The sequence below is a fragment of the SAR324 cluster bacterium genome (assembly GCA_029245725.1).
Lineage (GTDB): Bacteria > SAR324 > SAR324 > SAR324 > NAC60-12 > JCVI-SCAAA005.
In genome coordinates this window covers 1-19,649 of sequence record JAQWOT010000165.1, presented here as the reverse complement: position 1 = coordinate 19,649, position 19,649 = coordinate 1, and the positions used below count along the sequence as shown (strand labels likewise).

The 19,649-nt window shown below is 44.7% G+C and carries 18 protein-coding genes and 1 pseudogene; 4 read left to right on the top strand and 15 right to left on the bottom strand.

Annotation, left to right across the window (positions count from 1 at the left end):
- Window positions 1-33: 33 nt before the first annotated feature.
- The 9 genes from P8O70_08520 to P8O70_08480 all read right to left on the bottom strand — a co-directional run bounded on the left by P8O70_08520 (window position 34) and on the right by P8O70_08480 (window position 10,918).
- Window positions 34-969, bottom strand: a complete 936-nt coding sequence (locus tag P8O70_08520; GenBank protein MDG2196920.1) for a M48 family metallopeptidase — start codon at window positions 967-969, stop codon at window positions 34-36.
- Between the two features lie 96 nt (window positions 970-1,065).
- Window positions 1,066-2,268 carry a YjgN family protein gene (locus P8O70_08515; protein MDG2196919.1) on the bottom strand — a complete coding sequence of 401 codons (1,203 nt, stop codon included), beginning with the start codon at window positions 2,266-2,268 and terminating at the stop codon, window positions 1,066-1,068.
- A 186-nt stretch (window positions 2,269-2,454) separates the two neighbouring features.
- The gene (locus P8O70_08510) at window positions 2,455-3,195 is read right to left on the bottom strand and encodes an FCD domain-containing protein (protein ID MDG2196918.1); all 741 of its coding nucleotides are present in this window, start codon (window positions 3,193-3,195) and stop codon (window positions 2,455-2,457) included.
- Window positions 3,192-4,421: a M20 family metallo-hydrolase gene (locus P8O70_08505; protein ID MDG2196917.1), complete on the bottom strand. Its 1,230-nt coding sequence runs from the start codon at window positions 4,419-4,421 to the stop codon at window positions 3,192-3,194. Before P8O70_08505 ends, P8O70_08510 begins: the two co-directional genes overlap by 4 nt.
- A 6-nt stretch (window positions 4,422-4,427) precedes the next feature.
- Window positions 4,428-5,501, bottom strand: a complete 1,074-nt coding sequence (locus P8O70_08500; GenBank protein ID MDG2196916.1) for an osmoprotectant NAGGN system M42 family peptidase — start codon at window positions 5,499-5,501, stop codon at window positions 4,428-4,430.
- Complete coding sequence (locus P8O70_08495) at window positions 5,471-6,442, bottom strand: ATP-binding cassette domain-containing protein (protein ID MDG2196915.1); 972 nt, start codon at window positions 6,440-6,442, stop codon at window positions 5,471-5,473. Before P8O70_08495 ends, P8O70_08500 begins: the two co-directional genes overlap by 31 nt.
- On the bottom strand, window positions 6,435-8,360 hold the full coding sequence (locus P8O70_08490; protein MDG2196914.1) for a dipeptide/oligopeptide/nickel ABC transporter permease/ATP-binding protein: 1,926 nt from the start codon (window positions 8,358-8,360) through the stop codon (window positions 6,435-6,437). The genes P8O70_08495 and P8O70_08490 overlap by 8 nt, the downstream gene beginning before the upstream one ends.
- Window positions 8,353-9,309, bottom strand: coding sequence for an ABC transporter permease (locus P8O70_08485; GenBank protein ID MDG2196913.1), 957 nt, complete (start codon window positions 9,307-9,309; stop codon window positions 8,353-8,355). The genes P8O70_08490 and P8O70_08485 overlap by 8 nt, the downstream gene beginning before the upstream one ends.
- A gap of 67 nt (window positions 9,310-9,376) precedes the next feature.
- On the bottom strand, window positions 9,377-10,918 hold the full coding sequence (locus P8O70_08480; GenBank protein ID MDG2196912.1) for an ABC transporter substrate-binding protein: 1,542 nt from the start codon (window positions 10,916-10,918) through the stop codon (window positions 9,377-9,379).
- A 151-nt stretch (window positions 10,919-11,069) separates the two neighbouring features.
- Between P8O70_08480 and P8O70_08475 the strand changes: the two genes are divergently transcribed.
- On the top strand, window positions 11,070-11,711 hold the full coding sequence (locus P8O70_08475) for a DUF1028 domain-containing protein (protein ID MDG2196911.1): 642 nt from the start codon (window positions 11,070-11,072) through the stop codon (window positions 11,709-11,711).
- An 11-nt stretch (window positions 11,712-11,722) separates the two neighbouring features.
- On the opposite strand, the gene P8O70_08470 is transcribed toward P8O70_08475, so the two are convergent.
- Window positions 11,723-12,661 carry a nucleoside hydrolase gene (locus tag P8O70_08470; protein MDG2196910.1) on the bottom strand — a complete coding sequence of 313 codons (939 nt, stop codon included), beginning with the start codon at window positions 12,659-12,661 and terminating at the stop codon, window positions 11,723-11,725.
- 259 nt (window positions 12,662-12,920) lie between these two features.
- On the opposite strand from P8O70_08470, the gene P8O70_08465 reads away from it, so the two are divergent.
- Window positions 12,921-13,649 carry a hypothetical protein gene (locus P8O70_08465; protein ID MDG2196909.1) on the top strand — a complete coding sequence of 243 codons (729 nt, stop codon included), beginning with the start codon at window positions 12,921-12,923 and terminating at the stop codon, window positions 13,647-13,649.
- Window positions 13,650-13,822: 173 nt separating this feature from the next.
- On the top strand, window positions 13,823-14,509 hold the full coding sequence (locus P8O70_08460) for a hypothetical protein (protein MDG2196908.1): 687 nt from the start codon (window positions 13,823-13,825) through the stop codon (window positions 14,507-14,509).
- Window positions 14,510-14,566: 57 nt separating this feature from the next.
- Here the strand turns inward: P8O70_08460 and P8O70_08455 are convergent, their stop codons facing one another.
- From P8O70_08455 to P8O70_08440, 4 genes and pseudogenes are all read right to left on the bottom strand, one after another.
- The gene (locus P8O70_08455) at window positions 14,567-14,881 is read right to left on the bottom strand and encodes a GFA family protein (protein ID MDG2196907.1); all 315 of its coding nucleotides are present in this window, start codon (window positions 14,879-14,881) and stop codon (window positions 14,567-14,569) included.
- Between the two features lie 157 nt (window positions 14,882-15,038).
- Window positions 15,039-16,403 (bottom strand): MFS transporter, encoded by a 1,365-nt coding sequence (locus tag P8O70_08450; protein ID MDG2196906.1) that lies wholly within the window; start codon window positions 16,401-16,403, stop codon window positions 15,039-15,041.
- 158 nt (window positions 16,404-16,561) lie between these two features.
- Window positions 16,562-17,311: a hypothetical protein gene (locus P8O70_08445; GenBank protein MDG2196905.1), complete on the bottom strand. Its 750-nt coding sequence runs from the start codon at window positions 17,309-17,311 to the stop codon at window positions 16,562-16,564.
- A 69-nt stretch (window positions 17,312-17,380) separates the two neighbouring features.
- Window positions 17,381-17,780 (bottom strand): annotated as a pseudogene (locus P8O70_08440) (carboxymuconolactone decarboxylase family protein).
- A gap of 263 nt (window positions 17,781-18,043) precedes the next feature.
- On the opposite strand from P8O70_08440, the gene P8O70_08435 reads away from it, so the two are divergent.
- Window positions 18,044-18,835: an SDR family oxidoreductase gene (locus P8O70_08435; GenBank protein ID MDG2196904.1), complete on the top strand. Its 792-nt coding sequence runs from the start codon at window positions 18,044-18,046 to the stop codon at window positions 18,833-18,835.
- A 195-nt stretch (window positions 18,836-19,030) separates the two neighbouring features.
- Here P8O70_08435 and P8O70_08430 read toward each other — a convergent pair.
- Window positions 19,031-19,649, bottom strand: a 619-nt coding sequence (locus P8O70_08430; protein MDG2196903.1) for a carbohydrate kinase family protein, incomplete at its 5' end; no start/stop codon positions are given.

Here is a 19,649-nt window from a genome sequence, read left to right as displayed (position 1 = left end):
CTTACAGTGGCCCAGTTAATGATTTTTTTGGAGTTACTCACTCAACAGAAATTCAATCCTGGAGGGCACTGATGGATGTGTTGTGAGCCACTCGGGTAATTGGCTGCAATTTTCTTTGCAGCCATCACTTAACTTTTGCAGGAGATTGGCGAGCGGGATTGGGGACAAATCGGCTCTGATCAAGATTTCTTTACCGGCTCGGTCTGCCTCTTCCTCAAACTCACGGGTATAGGCAAGACTGATTAGAGATCCTGAGATTGCTGCTAATTCCTCAGCAAAGGTTGCTGCATCGTCAAAAATCAAACTAACCACGGCTAAAGCCATCAACGAGCGAACCAATCTTCGCGCTGGATGTTTCAATTGAACATGACCTAATTCATGAGCCAATACGCCGATTACTCCCTCCTGATCCTCTGCGATTTCCACTAGCTCATCCGTCAAAACTACCACACCACCTGGTAGAGCAAAAGCATTTGGACCAATCTCTTCACTATGGCGAAAAATTAGTTTCGCAGTTTGATCTTTCAGAACCAGGCTAGCCATGCGGTTAAATTCTTTTGTGAGTTTATCCTGATCCTGAAGCGCCAGTTCAGAGGGAGAAAAGAAGCTTTCGTCAAGAATTTCTAGGGTCTCATCACCTGCCATCATCAACCAGCTGTGGGGAATCCAATTCGCTACCTGATCACCTATCCAGGGTAAGCCGTTTCTTGGAACCATAATCACCAAGCCAGCCAGAATCATGATTCCGACAAAAATGACTGTCTTTCTTTGTTCTAGATAGCTGAGCCAGCTTTCAGCATTCGGCTTCTTGCAAAACTCCAAAAACTCCTTCGCTTCTTGGTTGTTCTGTGCTTCAAAGAGGTGTCCGTTAGCAAAGAGGATCTTATAGGGGAGACTTCCCACAGGAGCTTGAATAACCATTTCATCTCTGCGCGCTTCCAGGTTGATCTCCGTAGAATTTGACCTCAACTGGAAGCCTCCATTACACCACAGTAAAACGGCTGATATGGATTTGGACTGACCTGACAAGTAGAGCTTTCCTGATATTTCCATTGGCTAACGACTTTATACGCCTACATCAATGTCTTGAAGATCTGTATATTCTGATCCAATTACACCTTCGGCAGGCTGGATTTTCCCAATGAACTCATCCAGTGATCCCCCAGGAATCAGCTGTAAACTCTCAGTTTCATAGCGCCATCGGCGAACAGCCCCCCAAGGCTGAAGTAAACCGAGTGAAATCAAAGTAAGAAACGTATTGCTCAAGACAATCCAGGCTAAACGAAATCCTGAAATTTCAGATTTAAGTTGATGGATACTGGATATTAAAAGACTTCCTAGGATTGAGTTACGAACAACAGCTCGATAATGAAAAAATGCCAGATAGAAAGTGATGATCAAAGCAAATGGGCTCAAGTCAATCAACCAACCTGTTGCCCCATCATCTGGGATCAATATCAGGCGTTCAAGTTCCCAATCGAGCTGGGCCATGATGCCCAACAGGACAACAACGGGCAGCAAAATTATCGAAAAAGCCTGAAAGAATCCTTTGTACAACCTCTTCAACTGAGGATCTGACTCTAGTTTTGCTTCCCCGTAGGAGTAATTCACAGCTAGGTAACGTCCAGAATACCTTGTTGCAAAAGGCTGCAGGAGACCGAGGCTGAGTAAACCAAGCAGTGGGAGGAGCACGAAAGCCAACAGAGATTTTCCGTAAGCCCCGCTGAAATCAAAGCGAACATTACGAAAGCTCGTCATCCTAGCGTTGAATCGAAGGCTTCGGTTAGCCAACCAGGGAAGAGCAAGCATCAGTAAAACTAAAGAAGTTCCACTCAAAACGGGGCTCAATTTGGAAACAAGACTCAACACAACCAGCACCGATACCACGACAGCTCTACCTTTTAAAATTACTTTTGGATCAGCGTGATAATCAAAGCGATGACCTCCAATAAGGGTATGACCCAAGAAAAATCTACGTCTACGAACTTTAGCCCAGGCTGAGTAGATCCCAAGCGTGAGAATACTCAGCAAAAGATTTGAGAGCCAGATGCCAAAAAATTCTTTGGCTTTCCCTGTGAACTCGAATGGAATAGGGGAAGCATCCCAAATTTTCAGTGTTGTTGGGTCTTCCAAAACTTCAGAAGAAACACCCACATCATCATTAGAGTTCAATCTTTGAGTTAGTGGGTCAGAGCCTTCTGCTATCTCAGATTTTGTTGGATCATTTTCAGTAGTTTCTTGATTAAACTTTCCAGTTTCCTCAGCCATTATCTCTCCAGAGGGATTAAGATATTTTATCCTATCAACTGGTCCATCAAGGGTAGCAGTTGTATGGCAATATTGCTGGTTTTCAATCGAAGATCTTAGATTTTGAAGGAATTAAAATTAGTATCAGCAGGGATAATTCAGCTGAAATAGCTGAAGAAGTAAATTTTAGTGGTGAGAGTGGATAGGCTAGGAAGTCTTTGGACGGCTGATATTCAACATGAAGGATTCTGCTGAATCCATATGCTCGATCATCACTTGTCGAGCTTTCTGAGGGTTACGTTCTCTAAAAGCCAGTAGCAAAGCTTGATGGTAGTCAAGGCCTTGTTGGCTGTGTTGAGCGCTGGTGTGTGGATCGGGGGTTAGTTCCTCATGAATAATGATGCGTGCCAGTAGACTGAGAATGAATTTTGTAAAAAAAGCCAACACAGGATTTGGACAGGAATCTGCCATCACCAAATGGAAATCTAATTCCTGAATACGCTGTGCTCGATCATTACCTTCAAATCCCTGGAGAGAACAGTGGCCAACCGATTGCTCGAGCAGTTGCAGGTCTTCTTCATCCAGATGCTCTGCTACACTTGCTGCTAGTTCAGGTTCTACGAGTTTGCGGACAGCATAGATATTTTCTAGGGACACGTTTCTTGAAAAAAAGTAATTCCACAATAGCTCATTCGTTTTTTCAGCACTGACTCTCGCAACAGAGGCTCCGCCCCCTGGACCAGTTTTGATGTTGACGAGTCCTTGCACCTCCAGTGATTTCAGGGCTTCCCGCATTGTCCCCTTGCTGACTCGATAAGTCTTCAGAAAATCTTTTTCATCAGAGAGCCTTTCACCAGGAGGTAACTTTTTACTAATGATAGCCTCCTTGATTTGGTCAGCAACCAAATCGGATCTCTTACGGATACTCTTTGGCACCTCTGCTGTCATGACAAAGGAACTCCCTTTTCAGCCAAATTCAGCAAAGCGTGAAGCAACACATTCGCGCCTTTTTCTAGCTGTTCAGGAGAGGAATACTCCGTGGGATTATGGCTTACTCCTTTTTGACTTGGCACAAAAATCATTCCAGTGGGGACCTGGCTAGCCAGTAGACATGCATCATGGAACGCACCTGATGGCATCGCAAGAGAGCTATATCCCAGTTGATCACTCGCAGATTGAACACTTTCGACACATGAATCGGTAAAGACAACCGGTTCTTTGTGAAAAAGATCTTCAATTCTTTCCTGACAGCAATGTTCTGCCACCTTCTCTTTAATTTTATTCTTTATTAAATTCTGCAAATTTTTGAGTGAATCTGCGTCTGGGTGACGCAAATCAATCCCAAAAGAAATTTTATCTGGAATTGTGGTCCTTGAATTCGGCTCAAGTTTGAAGGCTCCAACAGTAAAGACCCCATTCCCCTCCTCGACGACAAGATTTCGACAGGAATTGATCACAGCAATCGCACAAACCAAGGCGTCTTTGCGTAATCTCATAGGAACAGTTCCCGAGTGGCCAGCCTCTCCAATAATTTCAGCATTCATAGCGATTTGACCCTGTGCGCTAGAGACTACGCCAATTTGGATCTTTTCATTCTCAAGTACTGGCCCTTGCTCAATATGGGCCTCCAAGTAAGCTGAAATATTTAATTCTAGTGCTCTGCCAAGATAACCAATTTTCTTCAGTTCCTCACCAAAGACCTTCCCGTTGAGTCCAACACAATCCAATGCTGATTGCAGGTCTTGCTTGCCAACAAAAACTGCTGAGCCCATGGCGGGGCAGTAACGAGCTTCCTCCTCATTTGTCCAGGCTACTAAGCCAATTCCATATGGCAATCGGATATCCTCTTCAGATAGAGTTCTTAGGACTTCCAAGCCAGCCATCACACCAAAAGCACCGTCAAATCGACCGCCATGTATTTGTGTGTCTAGATGGCTCCCTGTCAGGATCATTGGAGATTCTGGTTGCAGCCCATGACGAACGAAAAACATGTTACCTACTTCATCAAAGTGGAAATCTTCGACAAGTGGAGTTGCCCACTTTCTGAGCAAATCCCGACCAAGCCGATCCTCTTCACTGACCGCCACCCTGGTGACTCCTCCCTCTGGAGTCACCCCAATTTTTGCCATTTCCATCAAGCTATCCCAGAGTCGGGCTCCATTGATTTTGAGCATTCTATTCTAGTCCAGAAGTGGGGAACGTAAATAAAGATTAGCGAGTTCAGAAGCAGTACGAATTGCATCAAGATGAGTCCGTTCATGACCATGACTTCCATCCAATCCGATCACAATCAGAACAGTTCGAACGTCAAAACCTGCTTCTACTACTGCTGCTAGGTCAGAACGATAGTGTTTGAATAAATCTCGCTGATGAGACAGTTGGTTCTCTTTGCAAAGTCGGTCGAGATGTAAGACAAGTCTTCGATCAAATGGCCCCGTCTTGTCCCCCATCGCTAAGGTTACTCCAAACTCTCTGGAATGCTGAGTGCCAGCCTGAACTCCATTGTCAATTGTTACCAGTTCCCAGACGTCCGGAGAAAGAACAGCGGATCCTCCATCTCCAATTTCTTCGCGCACTGTCAAAATCAGATACGATGTACAAGGAAGTTGATGACCCTCCTCGTGAATCAGTCTTAGAGCGTTCAGTAGAGCCGCCACTCCGGCTTTGTCATCCAAATGCCTTGAGAAGATGTACCCATTTTCTAAAACCTCGGTGCCTGTATCAATAGAGACAAAATCACCTGGTTGAACACCTAGATTTTCCAATTCCTGAAAACTATTGCAGTACTCATCGATTCGTAGCTCTACTTGTTCCCAGTTGACAGGTTGCTGATCCACTTTTTCATTAAAGGCATGGCCTGAAGCCAAGAGTGGTAAGATCGTCCCTCGATATTCATGTTCATCGGTGTGGAGGGTCACTCTGGCGCCCTCTGCGAAGTGGCTGGACCAAGTTCCAACAGGCGCCAGTGCACATCGGCCATTGTCTTTGAGATGCTGCACCATCGCTCCAAGTGTATCCAGGTGAGCTGTTAAAGCTCGTGCTTGACTAGTGTCTTTACCCGGTAGCTTAAGCTTGATTGTTCCACGACGTGTTTGTTCGGGTGAAAAGCCCCATGATTGAAGTAGTTTCAGCGTCCAGCCAGCAATTTGCTCTGTTCGTCCGCTAGGGCTTGGGATACTGGTCAGACTTCTCAGGGTCTCAACGAGGAAAGTATTTGAATTCTTCAAGCCACAACACTTAATGGATAGTGGCAAGCACACTCATGTCCTCCAATGGAGCCCGAAACTTCTTTCAATATTGGATCCTGTGAACATTGGTGATTAGCTTTTGGGCAGCGATTACGGAAAGCACAGCCTTGAGGATTTTTCAAATCCGCCATCTCCTCGCTTTTCAATTCCAGAGATTTTCCAGGCATGGGAACACTTCTGATCAGCAAATCCGTGTAGGGGTGTCTACGTTGCTGAAAAAGCTGGTTGGTTGGGCCACTTTCAACAATCGAACCGGCGTACATGACCAATACACTTGGACAAAGCTGTTCGACGACGGCCAGATCATGACTGATGAAAACGTAGGTAACCCCCAACTCCTTTCGCATCTCTTCCAGCAACAAGAGAATTTGTGCTTGGACAGAAACATCCAACGCAGAAACTGGTTCATCAAGCAACAAGAGTTTTGGCTTTGAAATCAGCGCACGAGCAATGCTGATTCTTTGGGCCTGTCCCCCAGAAAATTCATGAGGATATCGTTCAAGCGTTGCCAAGAGAAGTTGTACCTGTTCCAAAACCTCTTCCATTCGCTGCATTCGCTGCTCTGCCCTGAAATCTGTCAACCGTTTAAGTTGCAGTTCCAGAATTTCTCGGATGCGTTGCCTTGGATTCAGGGACGCTGAAGGATCCTGAAAAACCATCTGCACAGATCGTCGTAGCATCATGGCTTCTTCCTTCAACCACTTGCCCAACGTTTTTCCTGCGAAGCGGATCTCTCCAGAAGTGGGCAACTCAAGTCCAACTGCCATGCGTGCCATTGTTGACTTACCACAACCTGACTCTCCCACGATTCCCAGAGCTGTTCCTGGCTCGACCTGCCACGTCACCTCATTAACCGCCCGAAATCTCTTCGACGTTTTGCCAAACCAGTTCTTACGTAGGTCAAACTCTTTCGTAACGCGATCAAATTGCAAAAGATGCTCAGGCATTTGCATCCTGCTTGAGAACACAACGTACTTGCCTGCCTGAGGGTAGTTGAATCAAATTGACAGGCTCTTGGCAGATAGATTTCGCTGAATTACATCTGGTAATAAAACCACATCCTGAAGGGTACGCACCCGGAGGGGGAGGTGTTCCTGGTATGCCCCCCAGCACCTTATGCTTAGCCCCAAGTCGTGGTGTACATGCTAGCAAGGCTTGTGTATATGGATGCTCAGGAGATTCTAAAATTGATTTTGTTTCCCCAAACTCAACGATTTGACCAGCGTACATCACTGCAACTTTTTCACATATTGTCGAGACAACCCCCAGATCATGAGTAATGAAAAGGACTGATAAACCTGTTCTTTGTACTGTTTGGCTATCTTCAAGAGTGGTCTGTCTCAAATCATTAAGTAATGACAGGACTTCAGCCTGAATCGTTACATCCAAAGCTGTAGTTGGCTCATCTGCAATCAAAACTTCGGGATGATTAGCCAAGGCAATTGCAATGCAAACTCGTTGACGCATTCCTCCAGAAAGCTGATGAGGATAAGCCTTCATCCTAGTCTCAGGAGAAGGAATTCTTACTTTGGACAACAGGCACAAAGCTTCCGCATAACTTGCTTTTGAAGAAAGTGACTGATGTCTGCGTATCACCTGAATCAGTTGTTCACCAATCGTCAACACTGGATTTAGAGTTGCGAGAGGATCCTGAAAGATATAGGAGACTCGTTTGCCTCTGATATCCTGAAGTAGTCTAAGAGGAAGGCGCAGAATATCCTCTCCATCCAACTCTACAGTTCCTGAAGTAATTCGTAGAGGAGGGGACGCAGCCAGGGCAGCAAGAGATAATGCGGTCACAGACTTCCCACTACCTGACTCACCAACAAGCCCCAAACACTCTCCAGGCCTTAATTCAAAATTGACATTTCTCACCAGGGGCTGGGCTTGTCCTTCCTGAAATAATTCTGTTGTTAGGTTATGCACAAACATTTTCCCCGTAGATCTAACCTGAGTTGAGATCGGCTCAGTACTCAGGACATCTGTCCTTGGTTGTGGACTGCGTAAAGCTCCTCCCCGCAAGCGCGGATCCAGTACATCCCTGACCCCATCTCCAAGCAGGTTTAGGGAGATAACTAAGATCAGGATTACTAGCCCAGGAAGTGTAGAAACATGGGGTGCTGTAAAGAGAAGTTTTCTTCCTTCACCCAGCATGGACCCAAGATCAGCAGTCGGAGGCTGAGCACCCAAGCCTAAGAAACTCAATCCTGCAGTTTCCAGAATCATCCATCCAGCCGTAGTTGAAATTGTGACTATAATCACAGGTAGAATGTTGGGCAGCAGTTCACGCCCCAGTACACCAAAGTGGCTTGCCCCTCCAAGTCTTGCTGACAGAACAAATTCACGTTGTACTAACGAGATCGTTGCTCCTCGAACCGTTCTTGCGAAGAAGGGTACATTTACTATCGCAATGGCAAAAAGGGCATTCAGGAGTCCAGGGCCAAAGGCAGCCACAATCGCCAGCGCCAGCAACATGTACGGGAATGCCATCAAAGTATCCACCCCTCTCATAAGTCCGCTATCAATCCAGCCTTGAAAATACCCGGAGACCAGACCAATCAAACTGCCAACCAATGCTGCAGCAAGCGTCGCCACAAACCCAACCACCAGGCTCACTCGAGTTCCCCAAAGCAGCCTTGAAAGAAGATCTCTTCCTAGCTGATCTGTTCCAAGCCAGTGATTTGGAGTTAAAGGAGTTTTGAGACGATTTGCGAGATCAGTAACATCTGGATCAGGCAGGGGGAGCCAGGGAGAAATTAGACAAAGCAAAAAGATGAGTCCTAGCATCAGTAGCCCTACTGTACTCAATCGATTACGATTCAGTCTCTGCCAGAATTCTTGTGCTGGAGTGGTTTTTTCAACCATGGCTCTGCTGGATTCGCGGATCCAAAGCATGCTGAATCAGATCAGCCAATAAGTTGAAGAATACGTAGATTGTAGCCACCATCATTACTCCCCCTTGAACAAGGAGGATGTCACGTGTGGAGATTGCATTGACCAGCATCCTGCCAATGCCTGGCCACTGGAAGACAGTTTCTATGTAGACAGCGCCACCTAAAACGAATCCAGCTTGCAGACCGAGAACTGGAATCAAGCCAACGAGCGCATTCCGAAAAGCATGTTTAATCACTACTGCGGTTTCTCGCTCTCCTTTTGCCCGCGCGGTGCGAACGTAGTCCTGACGAAGCTGTTCCAACATGCTTGTGCGGGTCAATCTTGCAATTACGCTCGACGCAACCAATCCAAGAGTTATCGCGGGCATTAACAGGTGGACCAGTAAATCGCCCAGACTCTCATCTCCATAGGGCGTGTACATTCCGCTTGCAGGCAACCAACCCAACTGAACGGTGAACAGGGAAACTGCCATTAGGCCTAACCAGAAGGAGGGTGCAGAAATCCCAATCAATGTAAAAAGGGTCAGTCCCTGATCAACCCATGTATATTGTTTGACCGCAGCTAGTAATCCAGAGATTAGTCCAAGTATAACGCAGACACACATCGCCGACCCAGCCAAAAGGATGGTAGGCCACATACGTTCCAATAATTCATCTAAGACTGGACGATTCAGAGCATAGCTTCGCCCAAAATCACCCGATAAAAGATTGCCAGCCCAAGTGAAGTATTGCTCAATCAATGGCCGATCCAACCCCAATTCAGCTCTGAGTTTCGTAGCATTTTCTAGAGTGGCAAATGCACCGAGAATTGCTGTTGCAGGATCTCCGGGAATTAGGGCCATGATCAGAAAAACGACCACTGAAATCCCAACTAGTACTGGGATGGTCAACAGCAGTCGGTGAATTGTATAACGCAACATCAATGAGAATTAGCTTCGAAAAGAGAAGTGGGGGTCGCACCGCAAGAGAAGCAACCCCCAAATTCTTTTAATTCTTGCTAACTTTGTGCAGAAGCAAGAGGAAGGATGGCTCCAATCGGAAGTTTTGCACATTGCTCCCAGTCACAGCGTTTTGCTTCCAGTTCGCTACGAAGACCCATGGGGCATCATCGTGTACGATACGCTGCATCTCCTTGTAGAGCGCGGCGCGAACCGTTTGGCTAGTGCTGACACGGGCCTGCTCGAGAAGTTCGTCTACCTGAGGATTGGAATAGTAACCTGAGTTAAATCCACCTTGATCAGGCCAAGCAGAAGTGCGCAATGCTAAGAACGGAAGGGTGTCTGGATCATTGGTCATCCAGGCCATCTCAGCCATGTCCGCCTTGCCTTCCAAACCTGGATTGACCTTGCCCAGGAAAGTATTCCACTCGTAGGTTTCAATTTTAACGTTCAAACCAATCGCCTTGAGATCCGCCTGAATAGCAGTTCCCATTGGTACAGGATCCAACATTCCAGAGCCTCCCTCAGTTACGTAGAAGGTCAATGTTGCACCCTCTGCACCAGCAGCTTTCACCAACTCGCGTGCTTTAGCCGGGTCGTAAGGATAGGGTTGCAGCGCATCATTATAAGCCCAGGAGAACGCAGCAGGAGTTGGGCCGCTTGCCACCGTGGCAGTATTTTGAAGAACATTCTCAACTAGTGCCTGCTTGTTGATGGCATAGTTCAAAGCTTGTCGAACTCGCTTGTCTTGTAGAGGTCCCTCTTTCAAATTCAGAATCAGAAACCAAAGATGTGGTCCAGCCTGCTCATGCAAAGCATAGCTGCTGTTTGAAGAGAAAGTCGCTACGTTATCAGGTGGAACCTCGACCATCATATCAATACCACCTGAGAGCATCTCTGCCACCCGGGTGTTTGCATCCGTGATTGGCCTGAACACCACAGACCTCAATCCGGCCTGCCCATCCCAGTAGCCACCGTTTTGATCCAAAATGACGTGTTGATTACTCTTCCATTCTCTAAATTGGTAAGGCCCAGTTCCAGCTGGATTCCGCCCTACATCCTTCCCGTGTTTTTTGACAGCTTCCGGGGAAATGATCAGCCCAGTGGGGTAGGCCAGATTCGAAAGTAATGGAGCATAAGGATCGTCCATACGGAAACGAACCGTGTGTTCATCTACAACAGTTGTTTCCTTGATCGCTGAGAAGAAGAAAGATAGGGGGAAAGGCCCGGTCTCAGCGTAGGGGTGATCTTTGACCAGCATACGATCAAAGTTGAACTTGACAGCTTCTGCGTTGAAGGGGCTGCCATCATGAAATTTAATTCCTTGGCGCAGTGAGAATGTGTAGGCTTTTCCATCATCACTGATTGTCCAGGACTCAGCCAGGCCGGGTTCGACCTCAAGTGTTCCGCTTCGGTAACGGACCAAACCATCATAAACATTCATCAGGATTCGGAAATCATTGACCGCTGTCACTGTTGCAGGATCCATTGACTTCGGCTCCGCAATCTGAGCCACCACCAACACATCTTTTGGTGTAGCAGCCTGGATGGTCAATCCAAAGCTTAGCAAAAGGAAACTGAGCAGCACCATCACTCGTAACTGTTTCTTCAGCATGTTCTTCTCCAAAGAGAGTAAGAAAAAGTTGCCTGAAGATGGCAAAGCAACGAATTTATAATGATAAATTTGATGCTGTCAATAATTTATCATGATAAATTCTCAAAAATTGAAAAAAGGACCCAAAATGACTTATTCCATTGTTCTTCGAGATCCGGTGAAAAATCATTTCGGAATCGCAGTTGCTACCAAGCACTTTGCTGTGGGAGCTTTAGTTCCTCACCTGGCAGCAGGAATCGGAGCGATTGCTACCCAATCTACAACAAATCCTCATCTTGGATTGCAGGGTTTAGAAGCATTGGCCAAAGGACAACTTGTGAAAGATGCACTTGAACAAGCCCTAGATCAAGATGCTACACCACAAAAAAGACAGGTACATGGAGTTGATTGTCATGGGAATTCATGGGCTTGGACAGGAGCAGATGCCCAGCCCTGGGCAGGACATGTGAGGGGAGAGAACTTCAGTGTCGCTGGGAATTACCTTGCTGGCTCCTTTGTTTTGGCCGCATGCGTAGAATCGTTGAAATTGTCTACCGAGCGATCATTGGAATCCAGACTACTGCAGGCTCTCTTTGCTGGAGAAGAAGCTGGCGGTGATAAGCGTGGCAGACAATCAGCAGCCTTGTTGAGCGCTCGAGAGCAACCTTTTCCTTGGTGTAATCTCAGGGTTGATGATCACCCGGACCCATTGATGGAGTTGACCCGATTATTTAAAGAGTTTAAGGAATCATATTACCAGGAATTTATAAGAGAGATTCCAAGCAAATAAAAAAACTCTTCCTACAATTTTGAAAGTCTCTCCAGCAGCAAATCAAAGAAGGCCTCTGCATCAATTTTGTTCATTACAGTAGCATTTGGTTTGCGTTTCGTTACTCCCCACCAGTCAAGAACCGTCATTCCCATTGTCAGATCTGATTGCGTCTCCACGGTTAAATTAACAAATTTCCCCTCGAACAATTCCGGCTTCAGTAGATAGGCAATTACTGTCGGATCATGAAGTGGCCCTCCTGTTGAGCCATATTTTTTTACATCATATCTTTCAAAAAAACTCAGCATCCCTGAAGTAGCATCCCCAACCGGAGTTCCGAGTTCTCTTAGACTCTGAATCCAGGTTTTGGGCATCAATGCTTGGTGGGTGACATCCAATGGCATGACGGTCATTGGACGACCACAGGAAAAGACAGTTTGAGCAGCATGTGGGTCAACATAGACATTGAATTCTGCTGCAGGGGTTACATTACCGCCCACAAAATAACCTCCTCCCATCATGATAATTTCTCTGATTTTTGGTAGAATATCTGGCGCTTTGGCGAAAGCCATTCCCACGTTGGTCAGCGGAGCCAATGTACAAAGGGTGATGGAATCATCCTCAGCTTGTCTTAGCGTTTCAATCAGCCAGTCAACTCCGTGTTCCCTCTGCAATGCGACATTGGGTTCCGGCATGTCCCATCCATCCAACCCCGTCTTACCATGAACATGCTCTGCTGTGACTAAATTCCGCATGAGGGGACGTGGACAACCAGCAAAAACAGGAACCTCTGGCTGATTCGCAAGCTCAACAAGTGCCCTGGCGTTACGTGTTGTTAATGGCAGGGGGACGTTTCCAGCAACCGTCACAATTCCCAAAACATCTAATTCTTCGGGGCTTGCCAACGCCAATAAGATAGCGAGCGCATCATCCTGTCCAGGATCCGTATCAATGATGATTTTACGTTTCATTAAATTCCTTTGTGAAGAATCGTTCTTGAATAGAACTGACTGAGAGTTAAGTAATCCAAAATTGACATGCTATCAGCATTTAATTTTTGAAAGTATTCTTCTTCAGAAAAGTAAACCCGCTCTCCATCGGCAAATAAACTGCAAGTCTAAATTTTTTAAAAATCAACTGTAAAAATCTTCTCCTGTCTACAAACATTCTAACTTTAGCTCAAGCTCATTGCACTGACGGTTTCCGCAGCAAAATTACTCTGAAAAACCAATGAAAACCGCGATTGAAGCCGCAAAAAAATTAGGAATTTCTAGCGATGAATTTGAGAGAATCGTCAGGGATTATCGAATCAAGCTGATTTCCAATGGCAATGAGCACCTGATTCAAAAAGAAGACTATCAACATTTAAAAGGTTTATTAAAAAAACAAACCCAAGTAATTTCTTCCAGTGAGACTAAACTTGAGAAAGAGGAAAATCTTCAAGACTTGCAATTGGCAATTGATCCTGGAAAACCGGATTTATTGATTAGTGAATTACGTGATCAGATTGACTTCCTAAAGTCTCAGGTAGAAGCAGAGAGGGCCCAAAATATTGAGTTAATCGAACAAGTCAGTCAGTGGCAAGATCTCATGATGAACTTTCAGAGTGAAAATCTCAAACTCCGACAAGAAATTGAAAAATACAAAAAAAATATTTCTAATAATTTAATGTCGGCCTCGATGTCGGAGTTAAATGCTGATGAGTTGGCCAGCGGTCAATTGTATATGGGAGAAAAATTAAACGGATTTCCTTTAAATGAACAACAGGAGTCCCAACGAACGAATGGTGCACAAGCCATTATTGAGAATTTGCTGAGAAAAACTTTCCCTTGGGGAATGCCCTCTCGGCTGCCTTCAAATGTGAAGCATGAATTGTCTAGTCATCTTGCAGAGCAGGGACTTGGGATCAGCGACTCTCGGCTGAACTCAATCGTTAGTAGCATTCGAAAAAATTGGTAGTTAAATCTAGCCTTTTGAAATCATCATCAAAGGAGGAAACACTAATTCTTTTCCCATAAGAAAAAATTAATGGGAAAAAAAGATGAAACAATTATCATAGCGTCACGTCAGTACCATCACTAATGGATAGTGAATAAAATACTGCAGGTATGCATCAAACATTGGAGTTAAAGATGATTACACTGACCCAACTCACTCAAGATCTACAGATTGGAAAGTCCAAGCTGTATCGTCTGATGAAGGAACTGGAGATCAATCCTCATCAAGATGGTCGACGAAGACTTCTGGACGAAGAACAATTCCAAAAAATCCAGCAAGCAATTTCCTTCCAAGAAGATTCTACTTCCACTCCAAAAATCCGAAAAGGCAAAGCAGATCAAGAGTCAACTCAACAAATCATCGCTTTGCAAGAAGAGTTATTATCTTTGAAAAAGCAGATAGAAGGGCTGACCTTGGAAAAGTCGGAATTGTTGAAGACTCTGGAGTTGGAGAAGCAGATCTCTCAGCGTACCGAGCAAATGATTGGTAACCTCTCCTCAGATATTCAGACACTTAGAAAGGAAGTGGAGGGATTACTCCTCCACAACAGTGCACCAAGTAGGGTCAATGCCGACATTCCAACACCATCCCCTGCAGATCATGTCACACCTCAAGAAATGGAAGTGATTCAGCAAGGACTGAACGAACCCATTCACCGTGAGAGTGAAAAAGAAAAAGGTGGATTTGGCATTGGATTATTTGTAATTGCGGCATGCGCCTTCTTATTCTGGTTGGCCATCACGAGCGAAGAGGGGAGCCAATGGCTCCCTTCAATGCAGGAAAAGGTAGCCAAAGCACTGCAAATTTCATATTCGAATTGATAGACAGACAACCCAAATTATGAAAATGCTGAAGAGAGTCGAATCTCTTCGGATGGTTCATTTTTGACGCGTCTTGGGAAACCATTGGTGTTGCTCAAGGTCCATTAGCCACTTGGCTGAAGAATCTCCAAAGATGTGTTTTTTGGGAATCAGCTCTTCACGCTGCTTCAGAAATCCGGTTCGCAGATTGAACATAGTCTTTTTTGGGTCAGTTGCATAGAGGCTGGTTCCACATTCTCCACAGAATGCCTGAATCCGTGGATTCCAGCTTTCGGCAATCTTCATGTATTCCTTAGGATTTCCATCAATTTTGGTACTTTCCCCCTTGGCTACCACAACAGTTCGAAAAGGTCCTCCCCAAACATCTGACAATCAGTGCAGTGACAGGCAGTAGCTGTATTTGGGTCTACCTCTGCAGTGATTGATATTTTGCCACAATGGCACTTGCCTTTGATTTTCATGCGCAACTTCCTTTTACATTCCTTGTTAATCTGGTCCTAGATCCCCAAAAAAAAGCCTTCACAATTGCTCACTTAGATATTGTCAACATGCGCTTTGCTCTGAATGCTCCAACAAAAATGAGCAGGTTCATCAGCACAGCAACCCAAGCTGAAGTATTGTAACTTCCTGTGACCTGTTGAGAAATTCCATAAAAAGCTGGACCGATGGCACTAGCAAAAATGATGACTCCCATAAAGAGCCCTGAAATGGCACCGAGGTGTTTCCGTCCATAAAATCTTGGCCAAGTGACCACAGAAAGGCACCCCCATACTCCACCCTGAATGCCATAGCCAATCATTACCAAAACTCTTCCAATTGTTTCGTGTAAATACAACATTCCGAAACTCCCTAGGCCGAGCGACAACACAAGTACCATCAGCAGATATTTCAATGGAATACGATCACTCAACCAACCAGAAGTAAAATTCGTGATCACACTGATGATTGAAATCGGCAGGAAGATCGAATAGATGGCAGATCGGTCCAGACCCGCGATTTCTCCAATAGAAGCAATGTGAAAGGTGAATCCTGTGATGATTAGTGAGGAAGACGCCATCCCCAGAGTAAAGATCCAAAAGGTAAAACTCCTACGAACTTCTTCAAGTGGGAGGTCTTTCGCAGTAGTATTTTGGGGTGAACCAAGATTGGAATGAATATCCTCTAATTTATCAGTGGACCATCCGTCCATTTCCATTCCACAGTCCTCAGGCTGATCTCTGAAAAACAACCAGCCGAGGAAAGCGGTACCTAAGCCACAGATGATTGCTAAAATCACCATACTTCCAAGGTAACCTTGCTCTAGAATTAGCATGTTCAAAAGAAGGGGTGCTGAAGAGAAACCAAAGGAGACAAAGACACCGTTGATTCCCGTCACTAACCCACGTCTACGGTCAAACCACTTTGACAAGGCAAAACGACTGACCATGGTCATCAAGCCCTGTCCAAACTGACGCAAGAGCAAGAAGATCAACGAAAGAATGGCAAAACTGACAAAGAAAGGAGAAAGCCACGATAATTGATTCAGAACAGCCAGCAGGCCCTCCGTATTTTCCAGCAGAAAGAGAGCAAATGCCAACCCCAATCCTGCAAAGATGATCATGATCCTTGATCCCCAATGATCCAATAATTTTCCTCCGTATGGAATCAGTAAGCTACTCCCAGCAGTACCGAACATGTAAGCGATACTCAGATCGAGGCGACTCAAATTCGACACATCGAGCAAATGCTCTGTGAATACTCCAACTCCAATTGTTTGACCCGGTATACTTGCAAGCATTCCGAAGGTTGCAACTACTAGGATCCACCAGCCATAAAAGAATGGGAATTTCTTTGGTTCAAAAGGGAAACTCGGCTTGAAAAACCTACTCAATCCCCCATTTTTAAATAAATTCATTCAACTCGTATGTTCAACTCAACCAAGTAATAAGGTTTCCCACTCCATTTTAGCAACTATCACCCTTTTTGAAGGATCTGGAGAGGTAGTAACAATGCTTCCAATCAGTTTCTTTGTTGAGTGAACAACTGCTTTTCAATGAGAACTCACATCTCATTTTATGGAAGAACGTTTTCTTCAAAAATCCGACGACAATCCATCTCAAAATCCAAGCCAATCACAGGGGGTCGGCAATTGTGCCAGGTGATACCGTGCTCAAGAACTTTCCGCTCACTCATCTCTTTGACAATGACATGATAGGCATCATAAACGGTATATAGCTGGACAGCGGTTGTAGAGGCCCAATCACTCTGAAAGAAAGACATTCTGCGTTCCATCTCTCCGAGAACAAATTCTGCTTTTGAGCGGATTCCACTCTCGCTGGTGTCCCCATAACTGACAGCAACATCCGCATAGTTTCCTTTGCCCTCGGGTGCTTCTCCAGAGCCAGCGATGACAAATGACTGTTCATTGGCGTTTACTTCCACTGTGAAACAAAAAGCGTGAAAGGAGGGTGAATTCGGAGCATTGACAGCTGGACAGACATTGGAACGAGCGACAGGATTCTCATTCCCTTGCATAATCTGCCAATCCCTGAGGGTATTCGCATAGTTGAGATTAAATTCTTCAAAACCAGCCTGGGTAAACTGTCCAGGTGATCGCAGCTCACAGGCGCAAAATGCGGTTTTTGGTCTGCCAGCTTGTTGAAGATGATTTGCAATCCTCTGAAATCCAATCTCCATCGGAACGGGCTGCATAAATCTTACTCGGACAATCCGGAAGCCTGGCAAAGCCGTTACGCCACCAGAATACTGAATGACTCCAGGGATATATTCGTATCCACCTTTTTTCATTTCTTTAGTTTTCATTGATTACCTCCAGATTGTTGCTTCTCAATTTCTGAGACGATATTTTCATTTGCCATGAAAAAGTTGGCCCTAATTTTCTATACAAAATTGCGGATCCAGAGGCACCTGATATCCGTGAACCAAGCGGTTAGTTTCATTGGCCATACCCACTCGCCATCAACTCTCCAAACATTTCATCCGTCATTCCCTGTTTTCTTGCTGTTGCAGTGTGTGAATGAATGCAGTACTCACATCCATTGCTGGCACTCACTGCGACATAGATCATTTCCTTGGTCAGTGAAGCCAGAGCCCCGGGAGCCATTACATCTTTCAAGCTTTCCCAAGTCCGTTTGAGTGTTGGTGGGTGATTGGCTAGGCATTTCCAGAAATTATTCACATCAGGAATTTTTCATAAATTCTTGATATCATCAAAGACCTTTCTGACTTCTTCAGAAGCCTGTTCGTATTGAATTAAACCAACATGTGCCATTTTCTTTACCTAAAATTATGAAAATTGAGCATTAATCAACTTAGAACTAAGTGATCAATCTACTACCTAGATGAACGCCCAATGATAATTCTTAGTTGAAGATCAGGATGTCCTCAGGAAGGAAATCAAAGTCGATGTTTGCTAAAAAGCTGATAACTTTCATCATAAATTTTTGGTTGAACATCTTGCATCTTAGGAAAGCTTCCAGTCTGTTGAATGTCACTTAAATAACTAACCTTAAATCAAAAGATTCTGGAGAGAAAATGCAGTTAAATTTAAAAGGCAAGGTCGCGATGGTTGCCGCATCAAGCAAAGGCCTCGGATTTGGAATTGCTCAGGAATTGGCTCGTGAAGGTGCAAAATTGTCAATTGGCAGTCGATCAAAAGACGGAATTGAAACAGCAGCTAGTAAGTTGCGAGAAGAAACCCAGGCAGGTGTATTGAGTTCAATTATGGATTCATCCAACAAACAAAGTATCGAAGATTGGACCAAAAGAACAACTGATCACTTCGGAGGAGTAGATCTGCTGGTGGTCAACGCAGGAGGGCCTCCTCCGGGCAAATTTATGGATTTTACAGACGAGAACTGGCAAGCGGCCTTTGATATGAACCTGATGAGCGCAGTTAGAATGATTCGTGAGGTTATACCATCGATGGAATCTCGTGGAGGTGGTTCCATTCTTACAGTGACCTCATCTTCAGTGAAGGAACCAATTGATGTTCTAATTCTTTCAAATGTCATGCGCTCCGGGGTAACAAGCCTCGTAAAGAGCTTATCGCTACAGCTAGCTCCCAAAAATATTCGAGTAAACAACCTCATGCCTGGACGAATTGATACCGATCGTGTGCGCTCCATCGATGAGAATCAGGCGAAAGCAGCTGGAATTTCTGTGGAAGAACGTAAGGCCCAGAGCCAATCAACCATCCCTCTTCAAAGATATGGCACAATCGAAGACTTCGGTAAGATGGGAGCTTTTTTACTCTCAGATGCTGCATCCTATGTTACAGGAAGTAGCATCGCAGTTGATGGGGGATCAATCAAAACCGTTTGGTAAAAATTGACGTGGAGAAATACTAAGCCTGTGACTCTGAAGAGATTCTTAATATTATAATAACTAAGGATATGATGCATGCTCCTTGTTTTGGAGCAGCATCAAATTATTCGTATGCTTATGATCCTTGGAAGGGGTTTAGAAGTTAGTCCTAGTACTACTTTTTCTTGGATGGCTAGAAAGCACTTATGATTTTGATTACATTTTTTGATTCGCCACTAGTAGACCAAGTGAACCATTAAAGGCTGTTGATTTACTTGCAATTCTAGCTGCATGTTCAACGTTCTCAAGAAAAGGTGTATTACTTTCCAGACTGTGTAAGTAAGCGCCAGCAAATGTGTCACCAGCCCCTGTCGTGTCAACTACCTCAACATTTGGTGCTGAAATTCTTGTAAAGTGGCCATTAACCAACGTTTCAACACCATCCTCACCACAAGTACAGATAATCTTACTTGAATAGAGGGTTCTAAAATAGTTTCCATTCTCTTCTAAACTAGCACTACCTGTTAATTGTTTGAGGAGAGATTTATTAAATATAATTGTATCGAAATAACTTAGTTTCTTCATATCAATATTAAGACCTTCATATCCATCTAGATCAATGATGACTGGGATTCCAGTTTCTTTTGAAATTTCTAATAATAGATCACAATCCAAAAAACGATATCCATCCAGATAAATGAAGCTAGTCTTCTTTGAATTTTGAGAAATAAAATGAATGATCTTTGAGTAGTTGAAATTAATCTTCTCACTTATTATAGTTCTCTGTCCATCAGATTCTACTTGTATAATGCAATGAGGAGATCTAAGGCCTTTT

Excerpts from the sequence above, each read along its gene's own strand:
- P8O70_08460 (MDG2196908.1), top strand. The coding sequence starts at position 13,823 with ATGATTACACTGACCCAACTCACTCAAGATCTACAGATTGGAAAGTCC.
- P8O70_08505 (MDG2196917.1), bottom strand. The coding sequence starts at position 4,421 with ATGCTCAAAATCAATGGAGCCCGACTCTGGGATAGCTTGATGGAAATG.
- P8O70_08515 (MDG2196919.1), bottom strand. The coding sequence starts at position 2,268 with ATGGCTGAGGAAACTGGAAAGTTTAATCAAGAAACTACTGAAAATGAT.
- P8O70_08445 (MDG2196905.1), bottom strand. The coding sequence starts at position 17,311 with ATGAAAACTAAAGAAATGAAAAAAGGTGGATACGAATATATCCCTGGA.
- P8O70_08480 (MDG2196912.1), bottom strand. The coding sequence starts at position 10,918 with ATGGTGCTGCTCAGTTTCCTTTTGCTAAGCTTTGGATTGACCATCCAG.
- P8O70_08465 (MDG2196909.1), top strand. The coding sequence starts at position 12,921 with ATGAAAACCGCGATTGAAGCCGCAAAAAAATTAGGAATTTCTAGCGAT.
- P8O70_08490 (MDG2196914.1), bottom strand. The coding sequence starts at position 8,360 with ATGGTTGAAAAAACCACTCCAGCACAAGAATTCTGGCAGAGACTGAAT.
- P8O70_08485 (MDG2196913.1), bottom strand. The coding sequence starts at position 9,309 with ATGTTGCGTTATACAATTCACCGACTGCTGTTGACCATCCCAGTACTA.
- P8O70_08495 (MDG2196915.1), bottom strand. The coding sequence starts at position 6,442 with ATGCCTGAGCATCTTTTGCAATTTGATCGCGTTACGAAAGAGTTTGAC.
- P8O70_08475 (MDG2196911.1), top strand. The coding sequence starts at position 11,070 with ATGACTTATTCCATTGTTCTTCGAGATCCGGTGAAAAATCATTTCGGA.
- P8O70_08450 (MDG2196906.1), bottom strand. The coding sequence starts at position 16,403 with ATGAATTTATTTAAAAATGGGGGATTGAGTAGGTTTTTCAAGCCGAGT.
- P8O70_08470 (MDG2196910.1), bottom strand. The coding sequence starts at position 12,661 with ATGAAACGTAAAATCATCATTGATACGGATCCTGGACAGGATGATGCG.
- P8O70_08435 (MDG2196904.1), top strand. The coding sequence starts at position 18,044 with ATGCAGTTAAATTTAAAAGGCAAGGTCGCGATGGTTGCCGCATCAAGC.
- P8O70_08510 (MDG2196918.1), bottom strand. The coding sequence starts at position 3,195 with ATGACAGCAGAGGTGCCAAAGAGTATCCGTAAGAGATCCGATTTGGTT.